General features: G+C 40.2%; 12 protein-coding genes. 6 read left to right on the top strand and 6 right to left on the bottom strand.

Annotated elements, in window-relative coordinates; genetic code table 11:
- Positions 1-48: 48 nt before the first annotated feature.
- The 5 genes from PHEP_RS14065 to PHEP_RS14085 are packed head-to-tail and all read right to left on the bottom strand — an operon-like array spanning position 49 to position 10,986.
- Entirely contained in the window at positions 49-3,018 is a 2,970-nt protein-coding gene (locus PHEP_RS14065; RefSeq protein WP_015808650.1) for a polysaccharide lyase family 8 super-sandwich domain-containing protein, read from the bottom strand.
- Between the two features lie 20 nt (positions 3,019-3,038).
- The gene (locus PHEP_RS14070) at positions 3,039-4,460 is read right to left on the bottom strand and encodes an alpha-L-fucosidase (protein ID WP_015808651.1); all 1,422 of its coding nucleotides are present in this window, start codon (positions 4,458-4,460) and stop codon (positions 3,039-3,041) included.
- A 47-nt stretch (positions 4,461-4,507) separates the two neighbouring features.
- Positions 4,508-5,947, bottom strand: a complete 1,440-nt coding sequence (locus PHEP_RS14075; RefSeq protein ID WP_015808652.1) for an alpha-L-fucosidase — start codon at positions 5,945-5,947, stop codon at positions 4,508-4,510.
- A 4-nt stretch (positions 5,948-5,951) separates the two neighbouring features.
- Entirely contained in the window at positions 5,952-7,820 is a 1,869-nt protein-coding gene (locus PHEP_RS14080) for a RagB/SusD family nutrient uptake outer membrane protein (RefSeq protein ID WP_015808653.1), read from the bottom strand.
- A 16-nt stretch (positions 7,821-7,836) separates the two neighbouring features.
- Entirely contained in the window at positions 7,837-10,986 is a 3,150-nt protein-coding gene (locus PHEP_RS14085; RefSeq protein WP_015808654.1) for a SusC/RagA family TonB-linked outer membrane protein, read from the bottom strand.
- Between the two features lie 297 nt (positions 10,987-11,283).
- Between PHEP_RS14085 and PHEP_RS14090 the strand changes: the two genes are divergently transcribed.
- The gene (locus PHEP_RS14090; protein WP_015808655.1) at positions 11,284-12,486 is read left to right on the top strand and encodes a glycoside hydrolase family 88 protein; all 1,203 of its coding nucleotides are present in this window, start codon (positions 11,284-11,286) and stop codon (positions 12,484-12,486) included.
- 254 nt (positions 12,487-12,740) lie between these two features.
- Positions 12,741-13,577 (top strand): hypothetical protein, encoded by an 837-nt coding sequence (locus PHEP_RS14095; RefSeq protein WP_015808656.1) that lies wholly within the window; start codon positions 12,741-12,743, stop codon positions 13,575-13,577.
- Positions 13,578-13,579: 2 nt separating this feature from the next.
- Here PHEP_RS14095 and PHEP_RS14100 read toward each other — a convergent pair whose 3' ends face one another.
- Positions 13,580-14,206 carry a DUF6266 family protein gene (locus tag PHEP_RS14100; RefSeq protein WP_015808657.1) on the bottom strand — a complete coding sequence of 209 codons (627 nt, stop codon included), beginning with the start codon at positions 14,204-14,206 and terminating at the stop codon, positions 13,580-13,582.
- A gap of 297 nt (positions 14,207-14,503) precedes the next feature.
- On the opposite strand from PHEP_RS14100, the gene PHEP_RS14105 reads away from it, so the two are divergent.
- The 4 genes from PHEP_RS14105 to PHEP_RS14120 all read left to right on the top strand — a co-directional run bounded on the left by PHEP_RS14105 (position 14,504) and on the right by PHEP_RS14120 (position 18,411).
- Entirely contained in the window at positions 14,504-15,655 is a 1,152-nt protein-coding gene (locus PHEP_RS14105) for an NUDIX hydrolase (RefSeq protein WP_015808659.1), read from the top strand.
- 122 nt (positions 15,656-15,777) lie between these two features.
- Positions 15,778-16,356: an RNA polymerase sigma factor gene (locus PHEP_RS14110; RefSeq protein ID WP_015808660.1), complete on the top strand. Its 579-nt coding sequence runs from the start codon at positions 15,778-15,780 to the stop codon at positions 16,354-16,356.
- Positions 16,357-16,429: 73 nt separating this feature from the next.
- Complete coding sequence (locus tag PHEP_RS14115; protein WP_015808661.1) at positions 16,430-17,701, top strand: AAA family ATPase; 1,272 nt, start codon at positions 16,430-16,432, stop codon at positions 17,699-17,701.
- Positions 17,702-17,703: 2 nt separating this feature from the next.
- Complete coding sequence (locus tag PHEP_RS14120; protein ID WP_015808662.1) at positions 17,704-18,411, top strand: hypothetical protein; 708 nt, start codon at positions 17,704-17,706, stop codon at positions 18,409-18,411.
- The last annotated feature ends 16 nt before the right edge of the window (positions 18,412-18,427 follow it).

The raw sequence follows: 18,427 nt of genomic DNA on the forward strand, positions 1-18,427 counted from the left end.
ATTTGTTTATTATCGGTTTTTTATTCATAAAAGGAAACGGCTAAATATTTATTTCTTTGGAATTTCTATACTAACTGGTGCGGCATTATACAATACCTCCTGGTAATTGTAAAAAGCACTATCCCTTTTATCAGGAAGTTCTGCCACAATTTTAGAACCTGTACCTTCGGCCGAGACCGTTACATACTCGCCCTTGCGGGGATAGATACCACCCAACATATAATCATACTTACCAGCCCTGAGCGGTTGTGACACATACAAGACCAATTGTTGTTTGTCGGCAGATGGTGAAGGGTTGCTCATTGTCAGCTTCCAATTGCTGCCATTGTCTTTCAAAATCATCAAAGCAGGCGTTTCAGCCTTTACGGTTAACCCGCCCACTGTGATTGCTGTCCCTTTAAAAAAAGCCGTTTGCCAGGTTTTATCTGTTGCCGAATACACCCCATGTGCATCTATAGCCTTTTTTATCTGTACATCTTTTGCATAAGTGGCAAGTACAGCAGGCATTTCTGTGGCCAAAACATTAGGTACCAGAAAATAACTATAACCATTACCTGTTGCAGGTTCCTGTCCGTGATTGACCGCAATGATATAACCAGGCGTTTTTGATGCATTGGCAGGGTCGGTAATATTTATTTCAGTTCCGGTTTTAACGATTATCTTTTGTTTTCCATCCGGATAAATGATATACCCCTTATTGCCAATATGTAACCAAACAGGTTTATCAGCTTCAAAAGAAAGATTAACCGACTGTCCTGGTTGTACCACTTCAGTTTTACCATTTTGGGCGATGGTTAGCGGCTGGGTAAATGCTGACTGATCAAGCGTCGTTACAATCTCTTTTTGCTGACCGGGGCGCAGTCTTTTGATGTTATTGCCCAGGGCGATGATTTTATCGGCTATAAAAAAATAGCTCTTTAAAGCTGTAGCAGAGCTGTATGTTTCCCTTGGCAGATGGTGATAAATGGCTACACCCGATCGTCCATCCGACGTTACACCAGCCACCTCATTATCGCCTGGCAAAGAAGCCTGTGCATGGCCAACCGGAATAGCATCGCTACGCCATTCTTCAGTTAGACCGGGCAGAGCATGCCAGTCCAGGTTGGCCAGTACTTTATCCGAATATTCATCGCCACTTATTTTTAGTGGAAGAATCCCGTAACCTGCATACCAGGACCTGCGTATGTTTCCAAAATCTTCAGCCCCAACCGTGCGTTTCGATTTTAATTTTAGCGATACATAAAAAGGTTTTTCATTTTCGCCCCGGCGATGCACCAAAAACTCATTTACCCAAAAAGCATCAGTACCGGAATATTCAAATTTATTTTTTTTGATCTTATTGTATATTTCATCCAGTTCGGCCTGGTTGCTTAGCTTCGTATCTTTGCTTCGTGCCTCCTGCAAATCTTCAAAAGCAGACAAATAAACTTTGGTAACAAACTTCTGCAGATCCTCTCCATAAGACCTCCCGGATACTAAAAAATCCAGGCGGTTTTTATAAATCAATTTCGGATAAGTACCTACCAGCCTATCGGCAGGAAACTGGTAATATTTATCGGCCAGCTTAAAGTCCGTATCTTTAAACTGGTTAAAACCAACAAATGCTTCAACAAGCCATCCAAAGCCATAAGCCTGCATAGCCGCATCAGTACCCTGAGCAATATGGTGTGATATGGTTCCATCTGGCTGAAAACCAGATTGTTTGTATTCGTGAGCAGGTACATTAAATTTGGTTAACCACCTGGACACATCAGCTGCAACACCATGCGGGCTCCATCCGTAAGAAAAACTAAAATTTTTAAATGGTTTATCCTTATAGAAATCACTGTACCAGTATTGCACATAAGTTAAAGGCCGGTTATAATCTGCCCAAACAATGGGCATGGCCAACATCCAGCGACCTCTGTGCCCCAGGTTGGCATCTGCCCAGGCACCTGATGAACGAAGGGTATCCTGCAATATCCCCCAGCGACCACCCTCTTCTTTATCGTCCGATTTATCGATCGATCTTCTGCCGATCATTTCGGCCATTGCGGTTTGGTAAAAACGTATAAAATCGTAATACACACGTTCGGCCTGTTTGTTGCCCTGTTTAATGTCTGTAAGCATATCTGGTATTAAATGTACTGATGGTGCAATGAGCGCATCAGAAATAACCCATTGGTGGGTTACCACCTGGGTTCCCACCAGGTTATACTCTTTCAGGTTACTAAAACCGTCGCCCGTATACGGGCCTATCGGCTTACCCTTTACCATTACATCTGAACCTTCAACCGGAACGCTCTCCGTATAAGCGATAATAGCTGAATATAAAGCATTTTTTAACTGCATACGGGCCTGCGGATCGCCATTTGGTCCATACTTTTTTGATTTGGCATAAGCGTAGCCCAAACCACCAATTTGATTTGCCACTTGTTCCCACTCAAATTCTATCGTTTTTCCACCAGGGCTTTTATATTCCATCGGATTTTTGCCGTAAAAACCAAATGCTGCAAATTTGCCATTATTACTTTCCAGTTCAGTAATCATTTCGGCTACTTTTACATCCGAAATGAGTTTTCTACCATACATTCTACTCCCTTCAGACGATACTGTATAATCCTTATATCGCTCATAAAGTGTTTTCCACAGGGTTTCCTTAACTACTTTTATGGTAATTGGAAAAGAATTAAGCTGTTTTGACCCATCTTTTAACACTATCGTTAATTGCTGATTTCCCAATAGGTTTTCTCCCAACTTTTGCTTCGTAGAAAGTACTCCCATGATTCTACCAACTGGATCAAAACGGGTTTCAATGCTAAACAAATTGTTCTTTTGACTGGTTATGGCAAACTGATAGGTTTTAGGGACAGGGCGCTTCAATACATCCTTATTTCTTTCCAGATGTATACGTCCTGTTACCTCCGTATTGGCGGGACTATTGACTTCTACATCGAAATAACCGGCGAATATTTTTTCCTGGGCAAATACACCCAGATTAAGAAAAATAATCAAGCATATCAATATTGTTTTTTTCATCTCTTTTTATTTTTATGGCCTTAATCTATTGAACCCGATTTCATTTTCTTTTCCGGATTAAAATCTTTCTTTTTTGCAAAACCATTCAGCTTCAAAGCAATTACACTTGCTGTTTTATCAGGTGCACTGACAGGCAGACCACTAATTTCTAAAATACCCTGCTCATCCTGTTTAAGTTTCAGCTTTGCATTGCTGTTTAATAATGTGGCACCAATTGCCTTATTACCCAGCCCATCAATGTTTAGCTGACCACTGCCGGGCCAATTGAAAACGGACAAATAAAGTACAGTACCATGTTGTTCATCTTTGGCAGTAATGCGTCCCCAATCTACAGGCTCAACAGGGTTAGCATGGGTGCCATAAATAGCTTCACCATATTTGCTCATCCAGTTACCTATTTCTTTTAAACGTTCAACACTTTCAACGGGGAAAGTACCATCTGGTTTAGGACCGATATTGAGGAGGTAATTGCCCCCTTTAGCAGCAATATCTATCAATTTCTGGATCAGTTCTGAAGAAGACTTCCATTCATGATCGGCTGTGCGATAGCCCCAGGTGCGGTTCATGGTCATACAGGTTTCCCAATCTTTACCATCAAGCTCTGCCAGATTGGGTATTTTTTGTTCAGGAGTTTTAAAATCACCTGGCAAATTTCCTCCCAGCCTGTCATTGGTAATGATATTAGGCTGCAAGTGCTTCACCATAGTCATCATTTGTCTGGCCTGTTCAGCAGATAATCCTCCAGGTGTATCCCACCACAATACGGAAACATCGCCATAGTTAGACAATAACTCTTTTACCTGTGGAAAAGCTACACCGTTTAAATACTCGTTGAAAGTTTTTGATTGCTGTATGGGGTCCCAACTGCCATTGTGCGCTAAAGTATAGGCATCGATACGCGTGCTATCCGGATTATCCCATCCTTGTTTCATGACCCTGCGACCAGTAAAACCACCAGGATTTCCCCAATCTTGTGATTGTGAATAATAAATACCAAATTTTAAACCATACTTTCTGCAAGCATCAGCTAAAGGTTTAATCATATCTTTACCATAAGGTGATGCTTTCATAATATTCCAATCGCTGGCTTTGGTGTCAAACAATGCAAATCCATCATGGTGCTTTGCCGTAATAACCAAATATTTCATGCCTGCGTCTTTGGCCATACGTGCCCATTCATCAGCATTGAAATTTATGGGATTAAAATGTCCAGCTGTATCTTTATATTCCTGAACGGGGACTTTCATCCGGTTCATCAACCATTCTCCATTTTTAACTTTTTGTTCATGACCCCGGTAAACACCCCCAAACTGGGCGTACACACCAAAATGAACGAACATTCCAAAACGGGCTTCGCGCCACCACTCCATTTTACTATCTTGTGCACTTAGTGAACATGATATCATCACTAATAAGAAAAAAACAATGCCAATTCGTTTCATTAATTTAAGAATAATAGATACATCAGATTTACCCGGCTATGTTTGGGTTAGTTAAATGCAAAAGCCAAAGCCTGTGTTTTCTTTCCCATCAGGTTTTTGGGTAAAACGATCACAACCTCTTCTCCTTCTTGCTTCCAGTTCACATTTTTACCGGTTGAGATTAACCTGATCTTACTACCCCCGGCAGGTATATTTCCTTTCCATTTCAGGGTAGCAGGTAGGCTTTCACCTTCCTTAACGCAGACAATAGCATATTTTATTTTACCATCCTTTGACTGCGTGAACCAGGTTGTCCCATCATTATAATTATCGGTTATTCTGGTACCGTAAATGGCTTCTCCATTTTGTTTTAGCCATTGTCCTACCTCTTCTAAAGGCTTTTCAACTTCTTTAGGAAATTCACCTTCTGGTGTTGGGCCAAAACCCAAAAGCATATTTCCACCCTTGGCTACGATCTCAGCCAGGGTATGAATTACCCAGGTTCCAGATTTTGCTTTTTCCTCGCTTCGGTAGCTCCAGCTTTTTGTTAAAGTGATACAGGTTTCCCAGGGCTCTTTCATCTGAGTTTTTGGTACAGATTGTTCTGGTGTCCGGTAATTTTCATAAGGGCCGTGTACTGTTCTGTCCACCACCAATATGCCGGGTTGTTTTTCGCGGGCCATTTTGGCAATGCGTGGCATATCTACCTCCTGATTAAAGTTAGGATAATTTGCCCTTCCTCTTTTGTTCATTCCCCATTCTTCCCTCGCAAGCTCAGCTTTTAATGCCGGGCGCACCCAGCCACCGTCCAGCCATAAAATATCTACCTGGCCATAGTTCCCCAAAATTTCAGCAATTTGGTTATAGGTAAAATCTTTAAATTTCTGCCACTTCTGTGGATATTTGCTCATATCGTAGTTGATATTCCGGGATGGTGTAGGAAACCGGTCCCACCAGAAATCCTGCGAATGCCAGTCTGGCTTTGAAAAATAAGCACCAATCATCATTCCCTGTTTACGGTAGGCATCAAAAATGTATTTGGTCACATCAGCTTTCGGATTTTTTGCGAATGGTCCATTGGTAATTTTATAATCGCTTTGCCTGGTATCGAACATATTAAACCCATCATGGTGCTTGGTGGTAAATACGATATATTTCATCCCTGCATTTTTAGAAATTTCAGCCCATTTATCCGGATTGAACTTTACCGGATTAAGTTTTGAAGCCAAACCCCAATACCATTTTTTATAATCTTCATAAGCCATAGTGGTATCACGTTTAGGCCATGGCTCGCCACTTATTACCCATGATTCCGGAATTCCTGCAGCAGTGTAAACACCCCAATGCAAAATCACACCAAACTTCAGGTCCTGCCATTGGTCCAGTTTTTTCCTCACCAATGGATCCTTGGGATATTCATATTGGGCAGATGGATCATAAATATCTTCCTGTGCATTTGAAAGTAGCGGAAAAGCCAGTAAAACGGTTAAAATTAATCCTCTAAACATATAGCTAATAATTTGGGTTTTGACCTACGATTTTATTTACATCCGTTTCATTTAAAGGTATAGGATAAAGCTCGTGTTGTCCTGTTCTAAAAAAAGTACCCGCCGGATAAGCATAATTGGCGCGATAAGCCCTTAAATCATCTGCTGTTTTTTTAATCCTTGCAGCTAAGATATTCCAACGAATAAGGTCTGTACGCCTTGTACCTTCAAAGTTCAGCTCAAATGCCCGCTCCTTCTGTACGGCATCAAAAAACTGGTCTTTGGTAAGACCTGCCAGGTTTACCTGATCAGCAGTAGCTTTAGGCACCAGCGCTGCAGTTGCAGTAGCGCCTGTGCCACCACCACCGGTAATGGTTACTGTTGGTGCAGAAGTGTAATTCCAGCCTGCACTTAACGTAACAAAGCCGGTTATCCTTCCGGATGCAAGGGTAGTAACTCCTGCAGCAGCACCTGAGCCACCGCCGCCGGTTACAGTCACAACCGGCATGGACGTATAGCCTGTACCTGCATTATTTAGTGTTATGCTTACCTGACTACCACTTGCATTTAATCCAAAACCTCTTCTCCTGACTTCATTGATCGCCTCATATGCAAGGCTGTTAGGCCCGTTATTGATTTCATTTTCTACCTCAGCTCTCATGAGCAGAACATCTGCGTAACGTAAAATAACAGTATTTATGCTGGTCGTATTTCTTTCAGTAACCGCATCCGTCTGGTATTCCCTGCTCCATTTTGCCGAGGTCCACTGTTCGTCAAGTCTGGCAGTAAACAACTGTACTTTCTGGCCGGTCGCGTCGATCCTGAAGGTTGCTATCGAAAAATCTCTTCTGATGTCCTTTGGGTTAAAACTGTTATAAAAAAGGCGCAATGCCCTGCCTCTGCCCAGGGAAGCATTGTAAACGCCCTGAGCTGTAGTTACAGACAAAAAATTTCCTCCTAAACTATTTTCGCTGCTGTTACCTAAATTACTAAAAAACGCTACTTCAAACATGTTCTCTGTAGGTTCTAAAATAAACTGGCACTGGTTTTTGAAAAGTTTGGTAAAATCATCATTCAACTTGTAAAGCTTACTGTTTATGACATCGTTAATTTCCTGCTGCGCAATTTTATAATAGTCTATATAATTGGCAGGGCGTTCCATCAGGGCAGTTTGGCGCAGCGAGTAACCGCCAGCCATTAAGGCAACTCTGGCCAGCATTGCTTTTGCGGCCCATTTGTTAATCCGTTCATCAGTTGGCAATTTGTCTGGCAAAAGAGCAGCAGCCTCTCTCATATCTTTAAATATCTGCTCATAGATAACATAACGGTCGGTTCTTTCAACTTTGAAATTCTCTCCGGCTTTTGAAGATGTCAATTTGAATGGTACATCACCCCAAAAACGGACCAGTTCCGAAAAGTAAAAGCCACGTAAAAATTTAGCCTCTCCTAACATCCTGTTCAGGTTATCTTTTTGGGCCTGTGTACCACTGCTATAAGTAGGCATTTCAGGTATTTTTTCAATAACAACATTGGCCCTGTCAATTCCTGTGTATAAAGAACTCCAGGTTTGGTAGAAATTATCGGTTTCAGCCGTACCGTAATAATGTGGTATGGCTCTGAATGCATCTGCCGTGATCGCTGCATCCATCTGGGAAATATCGGTATCGTTATCGTATAACATTGGAATAGATTGCCCGTAGGTCTGCGGACGCGACATGACCTCATATATGCCTAAAGTTGCCAGATAAGCTTCGTCTTCATTTGAAAAGAAATTTGCACTTGTGAAATAAGAATAGGGTTCAGTTTCTACAAACTTTTTACATGAACTCATGGATATAGCTGCACAGAACAAACCTGCAAGTATAATTTTGCTGATATATATATTAGTTTTCATTTTTACGGAGATTAAATTAAAAGGATACGTTAAGACCTGCAACAAATGATTTTGCCCTTGGGTAAGCGCTAAAATCTACTCCTGGCGTAAGCGGATCGCTGAATACGCTTACCTCCGGATCATAGCCACTGTAATTTGTAAATACATGCAGGTTATATGCAGTTACATACAAACGGGCATTGGCTATTTTAACCTTGCTTAACCAGCTTTTAGGAAGGGTATAACCGAGGCTGATGTTATTGATGCGCAAGAAGGAACCGTCCTCAATCATAGTATCATGTAAACGTTTGGCTGTTGCACCGTCAAAAACCGGAATTGTTTTCCCACTATTGGCATTGGCAAGTTCTACAGGGTCCAGTATCCGCTGGCCAGCTGCATTGACGATCTTCCACCTGTCTTTGAAATAGGCAAAAGTACTTGCATAATCGTTAAACAATGCAGAATTGTTCAGCTTGTTCGCATTATAGATGTCATTCCCATAGGTAAAGTCAACAAAAACACTGAGGTCAAACCCTTTATAACTGAAGGTATTATTTAAACCTCCGGAAAACTTGGCATTGGCATTTCCTATTGCTGTTCTGTCATTGTCGTCTATTTTGCCGTCATTATTTAAGTCGGCAAATTTGATATAACCCGGCTGCACTACTGCGACATCCGTTACTACACCGCTTTTTAAAGTATAAGTGTTGTTTGCTGCGTTAAAATCAAAGTCATCCACCTGGTACAGGCCTGCTTGCTTGTAGCCATACATGATACCCACCGGCTGACCAACCTGCAGTATATAATCATTGGTAGTGGTCCAGCTATTTGTTAGCATGGAATTTTCCCCCTCACTTAAACCCAGTACCTTGGTTTTGTTAAAAGCAATATTAAAGTTACTGCTCCAGTTGAAACTATTGTTTCTTACATTGATGGTATTTAAAGTAAATTCAATACCCCTGCTCGAGGTTGTGCCGATGTTTCTAAATTGTTCCGTAAAACCTGAACTCGCCGGAATACGGGAACGATACAGCAGGTCTTTCGAACGATTATCGTACAGCTCAGCTGTGAAAGACACTCTTTGCTTAAAAAGGCCCAGATCCAGACCAAGGTTAAAGGATTGGTTTGCTTCCCATTTCAGTGAAGGATTAGGTAAGTTAAGCTGGCCTGCAGAAGTTACCAGCTGATTGTTTAAGGGGTAACTTGAAGTTCCAAAAATGCCCAATGCCTGGTAGTTACCAATGCGGTTATTTCCAGATGAACCATAACTTAAACGCAATTTCAGATCTGATATAGCTTTAAATTTTTTCATAAAATCCTCTTCCACAATTCTCCAGGCTACCGCCGCCGAAGGGAATATTCCCCAGATATTTTCTTCGCCGAATTTGGAAGAGCCATCATACCTCAAACTTGAAGTTAAAAGATACTTTCCTTTATAGCTGTAATTCAGCCTCCCAAAAAGAGAAAATAATTTGTCATCTTCTGCAAAGGAAGTCGGAATACCCGGAAGTGTACCTAATTCCAGTTTATCCCAGCCTAAATTTACGTTCGGGAAAGCACTGGTACTTACGCCAAAGCGCTCGGTATAGTTATAAATATATTCCTGTCCTATGGTTGCATCCAGCTTATGTATCTTGTTAAAAGTATTGCTGTAAGTAAGCGTGTTGTTATAATTAAAGCGGTTGGCAAGTGCATCAGAAATAGAGCCAAAAGGTCCTCCTGTACGCCGGGCAGCCAAATTCTCAGTTGTAGTAAAACTCTTGGCCTTATCGCTGCCATCAGTATAACTGACAAGACCACGATAGGTCAGGTTTTTAATAATGTTATACTGAAGGGAAGCATTTACATTTAATGTCTTTTTCTTCCTGTCTCTTGGATTGGATTCAATGGCTACCAGCGGGCTTTGAAAAGAAGGGGAGCTTTGGTTTGGATCTAAAGGATCCAGGTCCAGATCTATCAGTTCATCATCCAGACCTTTAATACCATTTGTGGGACGATACTGAAAGAGGTTTTGAAGGTAGTTAAACCTCGAAGTTCCGCCTTCCTGTGTTCCAATGCCAGTTAGCTTTTGATTGGAATAGTTCACAATGGCATTGATACTGAACTTTTTACTTAAATTATGGCTCACAGTTAGTTTAGCAATGTTTTTATCAGAACCACTGCCCAGCATAATTCCCTCATCTATGTTTTTTGAGTAAAAAATATTGAACCTGGTATCGTTTCCACCGCCACTGATGCTAAACTTATGGTACTGGTTCATCACCGTGTGCCCAAAAACTTCTTTCTGCCAATCTATACCAGGCCTGTTGCCATAATTTTTTTCCAGGTCTGCAAACGTGCCATAGTTTGCTTCAAATGCCGGCAATCTGTCGCCGCCCCTTCCAATTGCTCTTTCATAAAGTAAAAAAGCATAATCGTAGGCATTTAATACCGGTAAATAGGTCGTGATTTTTTTTGCCCCTACATATCCATCATAGTTAACTTTAAGCCCTCCTCCTTTGATCTGCTTGGTAGTTATTAAAACTACACCGTTAGCTCCTCTGGCACCATAAATCGCCGTTGATGAAGCATCCTTCAGTACATCAACTGATTCAATGTCCATTGGGTCTAAAAAATCAAGCCCATCAGTTTGCGGCACACCATCTACCACATACAATGGCTCATTGCTTTGCGTGATAGAGGTTCCTCCGCGTATTTTCATTGAAGGAGCCGCACCGGGAGTTCCGTCTGCCATCGTTACCTGCATACCGGCGATACGTCCCTGCAAGGCCTGGGCTACGTTTTGCACTGGCACTTTTGCCAGTTCAGTACCACTTATTGATGATACTGCCCCGGTAAGGTCTTTCCGCTGAACGGCCTGTCCATAACCAGTAATTACAACTTCGTTCAGGTTATTCTGATCGTCAAGTAACTTTACATTAATGGTTTTCCTGTCCTTTACCTGAACTTCAACCGTTTTACTGCCCAGATAACTAAATACCAATATGGCATTCGATTTTACCTTGATCTGATAACTCCCGTTATTAGCAGTTATCACAGCATTTGAGGTGGTCCGCTCCATTACCGTCGCACCGGGCATCGGCTGATTAGTTCCATCTGTTACTACACCAGTAACGGTGATGGTTTCCTGCGCATAAGTAAATGTGCAGATAAACAGAAACAGAATTAAAAGTAATGTTCTTTTCATAAATTTTGGTTTTAGTACGAGTTTAGTTTTTCTCAGAAAATAATCACGATACCGATAAGTTCATGATCGTAGGTTTAATTAATATTTGGTTCGATTTGATAAAACGAATTTAAAGATCAACCACTTAGCAATGTTTTAAATTCGTCCGAAATAGTTATGAATTCGTCCCAAATGGCCACGAATTTAATAAATGACCGATTTCAAAAGATTTCTGGAAAGAATTGAAATACGGTTTTAATATTCCCCTCTACCTTCACTCCCATAACCAAACACGTCAAATTCTAAAAACATTGAAATATGAAAAAAGCTTCCAGCATGCTTTTAGCTGCTTCTACCCTTGCTTTAACCTGCTTTGCCCAGCCCAGGCAGGTTAACCCAGCATTCAACTGGTTTAAAAACGCTACGAAAACAATAGACTACCAGCTCAATAAAGCAGCAAACACCTATAAACCTGGTCAAAATCCCCGTTCTGTAAATCCTGATGGCAAAGTGAGGCTGGCTGGCCTTACCGATTGGACTACAGGTTTTTTTCCGGGATCACTCTGGTATGGATATGAACTTACCGGAGATCAAAAACTGGCAGACAAAGCAAAACGTTTTACCCTGGCACTTGATTCTATCCGCCACATTAAAAATACCCACGATTTAGGCTTCATGTTGTACTGCTCCTACGGCAATGCCTATCGCATTACAGGTGATAAAACCTATCTGCCAGTGCTCACTGAGAGTGCCCAGCATCTTTACGAAAGATTTAACCCTAAAGTGGGTGTCATCCGTTCCTGGGATTTTGCGCCATGGCACTATCCAGTAATTATCGATAACATGATGAACCTGGAATACCTGTATTGGGCAGCAAACACCTTTAACAAACCCGCATATGCCCAGGCAGCCAATACCCATGCCATTACCACCATGAAAAACCACTATAGAAAAGACAATAGTTCGTATCACGTGGTAGATTACGATCCTGCAACAGGACAAGTATTGCGCAAGGTTACCCACCAGGGTCTTACCGACGAGTCTGCATGGGCCCGCGGACAAGCCTGGGGGCTTTACGGCTACACAATGTGTTATGCCAATACCAAAAGCCAGACCTTCTTAGATCAGGCCGAACGCATAGCCTCCTTTATCATGAACCATCCCCGCATGCCAAAAGACAAAGTTCCGGTATGGGATTTTGATGTGCACAATGCCCTCGATATAGATGAACGCGCACCAAGAGATGCCTCGGCAGCGGCTGTTATTGCGTCTGCTCTGCTGGACCTGAGTACCCATGTAAAAGACGGAAAAAAATATGTTGATTATGCAGAAGACATACTCAGATCACTCTCTTCCGATGCTTACCTGGCCAAACCAGGCGAAAACAAGTTCTTCATCTTAAAACACAGTGTTGGGGCTTTTTTGTACAATTCTGAAATTGACACCCCTATAGATTATGCCGACTATTATTACCTGGAAGCCTTAAAAAGATATGCCAGCATTAAAAAAATAAACCTTTAAAAACCAATGGCTGTCAATCCGATGATTGACCTAAGACATATAAATCATTTCCTAACCTAAAAACCATATGAAAACTATGAAAACCAGCCGGAACAAAAAAACATTTTTGATTCTTGCATCCTTAGCTATTTTAGCATAAACCTTGACCAACGTTAGCGAGTTGACGCGAGTATCATTACCAGCAAAAATTTAGCGGCAATTAAAAACATAAAACAAATCCAATTGTTAGGCAGCAAGAAAAGATAAATACCGTTATGAAAAAACTCTATCTCTTTTTAATCCTGGGCATATTTTCTATGAATGCATTTGCCCAGACCGGTCAAGATGTAATTCAAAAAATTGATGGTGAGCAAATGAAAGGAAAGGTAATTAAGGTTACCGACAGCGATGTCACTTTTATTTACACAGGTGAAACTGCAGAATATGTCATTAAAAAATCGGAGATTGCTAAGATCGTCCATTCCAGTGGCCGGGTTGAGACGATCAGCCAGGTGAACTCGCCAGCTCAAAACCGGCAAAACGATCAGGTAGCTATGTCTGCCTCCCCTGCCGATCACCACAACAAAATTGCCATTCTTCCCTTCACTTACCTGATGGACAATCAGCCAGGCGCCGAGGCCATCGGTTATAAGGCCCAGGAAGACACCTATGGGTTTTTATCCCAGCATTCGGCAGGTTACACCATACTTGATCCAAGAACAACCAATGCCCTGCTTACTAAAGGTGGTATTACCAGGGACAAAATGAACAATTTCACTATGAAAGAGATCTGTGATGTGCTCGGTGTAGAATATGTGATAGATGGTTCGGTAATACAGAACAAAGGCTATCAGACCAGTTCTACAAGTGACTATTCCAACAGTAAAGTAAAGCGTGACGATAACGAAAAGATCAAAGGTGTTTCCTCTTATGGTTCCAGCAACAGCAATGCTGTTCAGCGGTATGATGTATCAGTAAGCTTACATATTTACATGGATAACAATGCCAGTATCTATAACCAAACGCACAAGGCTTTTCTGAGCAATACAGATGGCTCATATAGCAATCCGCTCGAGTATTTGCTTAAACGCAGTCCATTATACAGAAAATAAATTTAAGCCCCAACCCACCTACTGTCACTTACACTTTTCCCGTTAACTGCTTTAAAAGCAATATAAACCTGTAGCGCTTTGCCAACAAAACTTAAAGGCAGTTCTATTTCATCTTTGCCGGTACTTCTTCGGGCACCACTTAGCACATACACTGCTTTATCCAGTTCCGGGCAGTAAATGAACAGCATGGTACGGTCATTTTTAATGCCCCAGTCCATATCTGCTGCCACCTGCCAGGTAATTTCCAGTAGTGTGCCTGTAAATGTAGCTTCAGGCAAAATAGCCGGTTCCAGTATGCCTTTGCTCAGCAAAACTTTGCTGTAATCCAGTGTAATATCAGGGTATTGGCCCTGCAGGGCATTTTTAACATTGTACGATACCGCAGCATTGTGTGGGTTTTTATCGGTACCCTGTACTTCCAGTTCAAACCCTACATTTACAAAAGGCACTGCCGGCTGCAGGAATTTAATTATTGTGGCCATTTTTTGCCTTGTAGCCAATTGTGCAGCACTTGGTTTTTTATTGGATTTGCCGATGTGGCGGATTACTGTTTTGCCTTTTAATTGATAGCTCACCAGGTTACCTAGCTTGCCTTTAAATTCTCCGGATATACCGTTTGATGTTGCCATAGTTTTTTATGATGTTGGTTAGTATTTAAGTATCAATAACCGGAAGGGTTAAGGATTTGTTTTGTACTGAGGATATAATGGGCAAGTATTGAGTATGCCTTGATTAAGCCCGGGGGTATAGCAAGGCTTAACCAACCCTTGCGCAATGGATACACAAGGCATACGCAAAGTTGAACCTATACCAAATGATAGATTTGGGTTGATTTGTACACAACGTGATGAACTGGAACGTGATCTGTTTGTTATTTCTTATATTGTAACGGTATTTAGTCCCAATCTTTATTATACGCTGATCTTATGATGGAAACATTTCTTAAAATTACTGCCCTAATGACCGGTATTGGCATCGTCCTGAATTTTGTTTTATTTCCGTATTTACATAGGGAGAAAGTAAAAAAAGGGATAAAGGATTTAAAAGCACTGATAAAACCAAAAGATAATAATATAACCTCTAGAGGGAGGGGCATGAAAATTGGCAATTTAGTATTGAGTGATTTCATTTTATTAGATGGTCTATTTGATGATTACAACTTCAAATTCATAAAAAAGGAAGTTGAGGTTAAGCTTCCGCAAGATCTTTTAGACGTTTCACAAAACCTTTACCTGGAAAACCAGGAACGTAAAGAGAATAATATCAATCCGATTTTCTCAGATTTAAAACCCTATTGTATTAAATCAATTACTTTTACTAGGGAAGAAAATGGAGGTGAGAAGAAATTGTGCAGTATAGAAATTATCCGTTCCAGTTATTTCCATTCCCTGATTTCTATAAAATGCTTAGATGACGTTTTGCCAGATGGGCAAACCATTAGAAACAAGTACTACTCATCAATTATTAATGATCCCTACAATTTATCTCCAAATGGATTAAACTTAATTCATGGTTTTGGAATAAATGTACTTGTCCAAACCGCAGATAATAAAATAATTATAGCTCAAAGAAATAAACTAAACGTAGCTACATCAGGTGGATCTTATAGCATATCTGTTGGGGAGCATTTTAATGAAGAGTCTATTGACGAAACCCATAGGAGGGATATAGACATTAAAAAAATTGCAGTACGTGGAATATATGAAGAGCTCGGGATTGAACAAGAAGAAATAGTTGATAATGGTGTCAAATTCCTTGCGATCGGATTCCTGCCACATGCTTTTCAATATGGGGCAGTTGGTTTTGCCAGGGTTTCAATTGACAGCACAGAAGTTTGGGAAAGAATTCAAATGTCAAAAGATGGAAGCCGTGAAATCAGTGATATTAAATTTGTGGATTTTACCCTAGCTGGTATCGTTGATTTCTTTAAAAGTACTGATGTCGTACTCACACAGTGGCTGGCAGGCTCTCTTCTGATCAGTTTGATGGAAATCAATTTTATTACTGCCTCAAAGATCGCCTCTAAATTTCAAGATGACTACTGGAGAACTGATTTCCTTAATAAGCTTAGCAACTGACAAATATCCAGATAAAACAAGAATGCGGACTCTATGTGTAAGCACCACACTAAGTAAATAATTACCGAATATTTTGTGGTTTATTATTTTAATTATAGGTAAATTTACATTAGGATAACAACATGACAACTTATTGCTCATATACTGATGCGGAGCTTACCACCTTATTGAAGGACGGAGACCGTGTTGCCTATGCTGAAATTTATGAACGCTATAAGAACTTACTGTACATAAATGCCTTCAAGAAAACCGGGAACAGTGACGATGCACAGGATATTATTCAAGAAGTTTTTATTATGCTTTGGGCAAAACACAAAAAGCTTGTTATCAACAAAAATTTGGCTTCATTTTTATATACCTGTATCCATCATAAGGTACTTGATCTTTTTACACACCAGAAGATAGATGAAAGGCATGTTACGAAATTAAAAGATTTTCTTCTCCTGACAAGTAATAATACAGACTATAACATCAGAGAAAAGCAGCTAGCTCTTATTATTGAACGTGAGATTGCAGCATTACCAGAAAAAATGCGGGAAGTATTTGTTTTGAGCAGGTACGAAGGATTAAGCCAAAAAGAAATTGCATTGACGATGAATATTTCGGAAGAGACCGTGAAAAGCCAGGTAAAAAATGCACTGAAAATTTTACGAACTAAGCTGGGATTATTTACCTTTCTGCTATTTTTAATTCGGTTTTAATGGATTATTTAGAATCTTTGTATAGAATAAGGAGGATATTCTCATTTTGTATTAGATTTGAAAAAAGCTTTGGATGTTAAAATCAATTAAAATAAAAAACTTTAAGTCGGTTCAGGATCTTGAAATTGAACTGGGAAGAGTTAATGTATTTATAGGCGAGAATGGCTGTGGTAAAACATCGATACTTGAAGCTATTGGCATGGGCACTGCTGCTTTTTCAAACGAATTGAACCAAAGTGTGCTATTTAACAAGGGGATTCGGGTTACCGAGGGCAATTTAATGCGGTCTGCGTTTGATACGTCTAAAGGTAATACTCCTATTCATATTGGACTTACAAACCAGGCCGGTAATAATCTTGCATATGATATTGCCGTTTCAGGTAAAAGTTTTGAAATCAACAAGGCATATTCAAATATAGATGAGCAAGAGCCAAGGCGTAGAATGTACGAGGAGATTTTAGGCATCCTTAATAAGAACAAAAGGTTGCAAAAAGAGATTGCTTCCGAACTCAACAAAAGAAAAAAGACAAATCAAGTTAAGGAAGATCATGCCTTTATTGAGAAGAAATTCCAAGAAGATCTTGAAATAATACTTAAAAGTAGTATTGATTTAGATAACGATTCTAATTATTGGCGGAAATACATTTATTTAAGTAATAACAGAACAAAGCTGGAAGGTTTCGATGTAGACGATTATATGATTTATACTCCTGAAAATCATTTTTTGAGACGATTTGAGGACGAAGGACAAATTTTGCCTATAGGCAAACAAGGTGAAGGGCTTTTTAAACATCTTGTTGAGCTGTTTAAAAATGACGACAGCTTTGCTGAAGATATTTGTAAACAGCTAAAGCTAATCAACTGGTTTGATGGTTTGGAGATCCCATCTGATCTGGCATTTACCGAAATGAGGTTGAATATCAAAGACCGGTTTATTAAGGAGAATATTGAATATTTTGATCAGCGCAGTGCAAATGAAGGTTTTTTATACCTGCTGTTTTATTTTACTTTGTTTTTGAGCAAGGAAACACCTCGATTTTTCGCAGTAGACAACATAGATAATGCGCTAAACCCTAAGTTGTGTAGGGAGTTGATTAACCGGTTAACTGAATTGGCAAAGGAAAAGAAAAAGCAGGTTATTCTTACTACGCATAATCCGGCAATATTAGATGGTTTGGACCTAAAGGATGATGAACAGCGCCTGTTTGTGGTTTATAGAAATGCGGATGGACACACCAAGGCGAAAAGGGTCCCCCCCCCGAAGGATATTGATGGAATTGAAACAGTGCGACTTTCTGAAGCTTTTATCAGAGGATATATTGGAGGATTACCAAAAAATTTTTAACAATGGAAGTTTCTATTATCTCAGAAGGTGTAACGGACCAGATTATTATCGAAGCTATTGTTCAAGGGTTATTAAATGACAAAAATATATCTCTAAATGCGCTGCAACCTAAGGAAAATGAACCTGGGGGTTGGCAACTTGTTAGAAGTTATTGCAAATCCAAAGACTTTAAAGAAGCTCTTCCATATACAGAGGGATTAATTATTATACATATTGACTGCGATGTTTTAGGAACAGATGGTGTCCCAGAGGATTGTGTGATTAATTTTAACAATATGACCATTAATCAGGCATTTGATGCGGTGAAAGCCAAGATTATAGGTTTCATAACTCCTAATGTATTTAATCTGTATTCGGATAGAATTGTCTTTGCTATTGCAATTAACTCTATTGAGTGTTGGCTGTTGCCTTTGTATTATTCAAACAAACGGGCGGTTGCCAACAAAACCAGCGGATGTCTTCAAGCTTTAAATAATGAATTGAGGAAACGGGGATTTACAATAGACAAAAAAGATCTGAAATATTATCGTGAGATAAGTAAGGACTTAAGAGCAGAAAAAACTATACGTCATTGTTATGAAAGGAACGAGAGTTTCGCGTTATTTATTGATAGTTTAAACTTGGCAATAGCAACTTACCCTAAAGTTTCCGATGATGCTGATGAACCTGAAGAAGCAGGTGAAGCTATTGGAATCAAGGAAGCCGAATAATCTCTTAACAATTTTT

It is taken from the genome of Pedobacter heparinus DSM 2366 (assembly GCF_000023825.1).
GTDB lineage: Bacteria > Bacteroidota > Bacteroidia > Sphingobacteriales > Sphingobacteriaceae > Pedobacter > Pedobacter heparinus.

Bases quoted from the DNA above. Each gene is read 5' to 3' on its own strand.
- PHEP_RS14085 (WP_015808654.1), bottom strand. From the start codon at position 10,986: ATGAAAAGAACATTACTTTTAATTCTGTTTCTGTTTATCTGCACATTT.
- PHEP_RS14100 (WP_015808657.1), bottom strand. From the start codon at position 14,206: ATGGCAACATCAAACGGTATATCCGGAGAATTTAAAGGCAAGCTAGGT.
- PHEP_RS14070 (WP_015808651.1), bottom strand. From the start codon at position 4,460: ATGAAACGAATTGGCATTGTTTTTTTCTTATTAGTGATGATATCATGT.
- PHEP_RS14120 (WP_015808662.1), top strand. From the start codon at position 17,704: ATGGAAGTTTCTATTATCTCAGAAGGTGTAACGGACCAGATTATTATC.
- PHEP_RS14110 (WP_015808660.1), top strand. From the start codon at position 15,778: ATGACAACTTATTGCTCATATACTGATGCGGAGCTTACCACCTTATTG.
- PHEP_RS14075 (WP_015808652.1), bottom strand. From the start codon at position 5,947: ATGTTTAGAGGATTAATTTTAACCGTTTTACTGGCTTTTCCGCTACTT.
- PHEP_RS14095 (WP_015808656.1), top strand. From the start codon at position 12,741: ATGAAAAAACTCTATCTCTTTTTAATCCTGGGCATATTTTCTATGAAT.
- PHEP_RS14090 (WP_015808655.1), top strand. From the start codon at position 11,284: ATGAAAAAAGCTTCCAGCATGCTTTTAGCTGCTTCTACCCTTGCTTTA.
- PHEP_RS14080 (WP_015808653.1), bottom strand. From the start codon at position 7,820: ATGAAAACTAATATATATATCAGCAAAATTATACTTGCAGGTTTGTTC.
- PHEP_RS14065 (WP_015808650.1), bottom strand. From the start codon at position 3,018: ATGAAAAAAACAATATTGATATGCTTGATTATTTTTCTTAATCTGGGT.
- PHEP_RS14115 (WP_015808661.1), top strand. From the start codon at position 16,430: ATGTTAAAATCAATTAAAATAAAAAACTTTAAGTCGGTTCAGGATCTT.
- PHEP_RS14105 (WP_015808659.1), top strand. From the start codon at position 14,504: ATGATGGAAACATTTCTTAAAATTACTGCCCTAATGACCGGTATTGGC.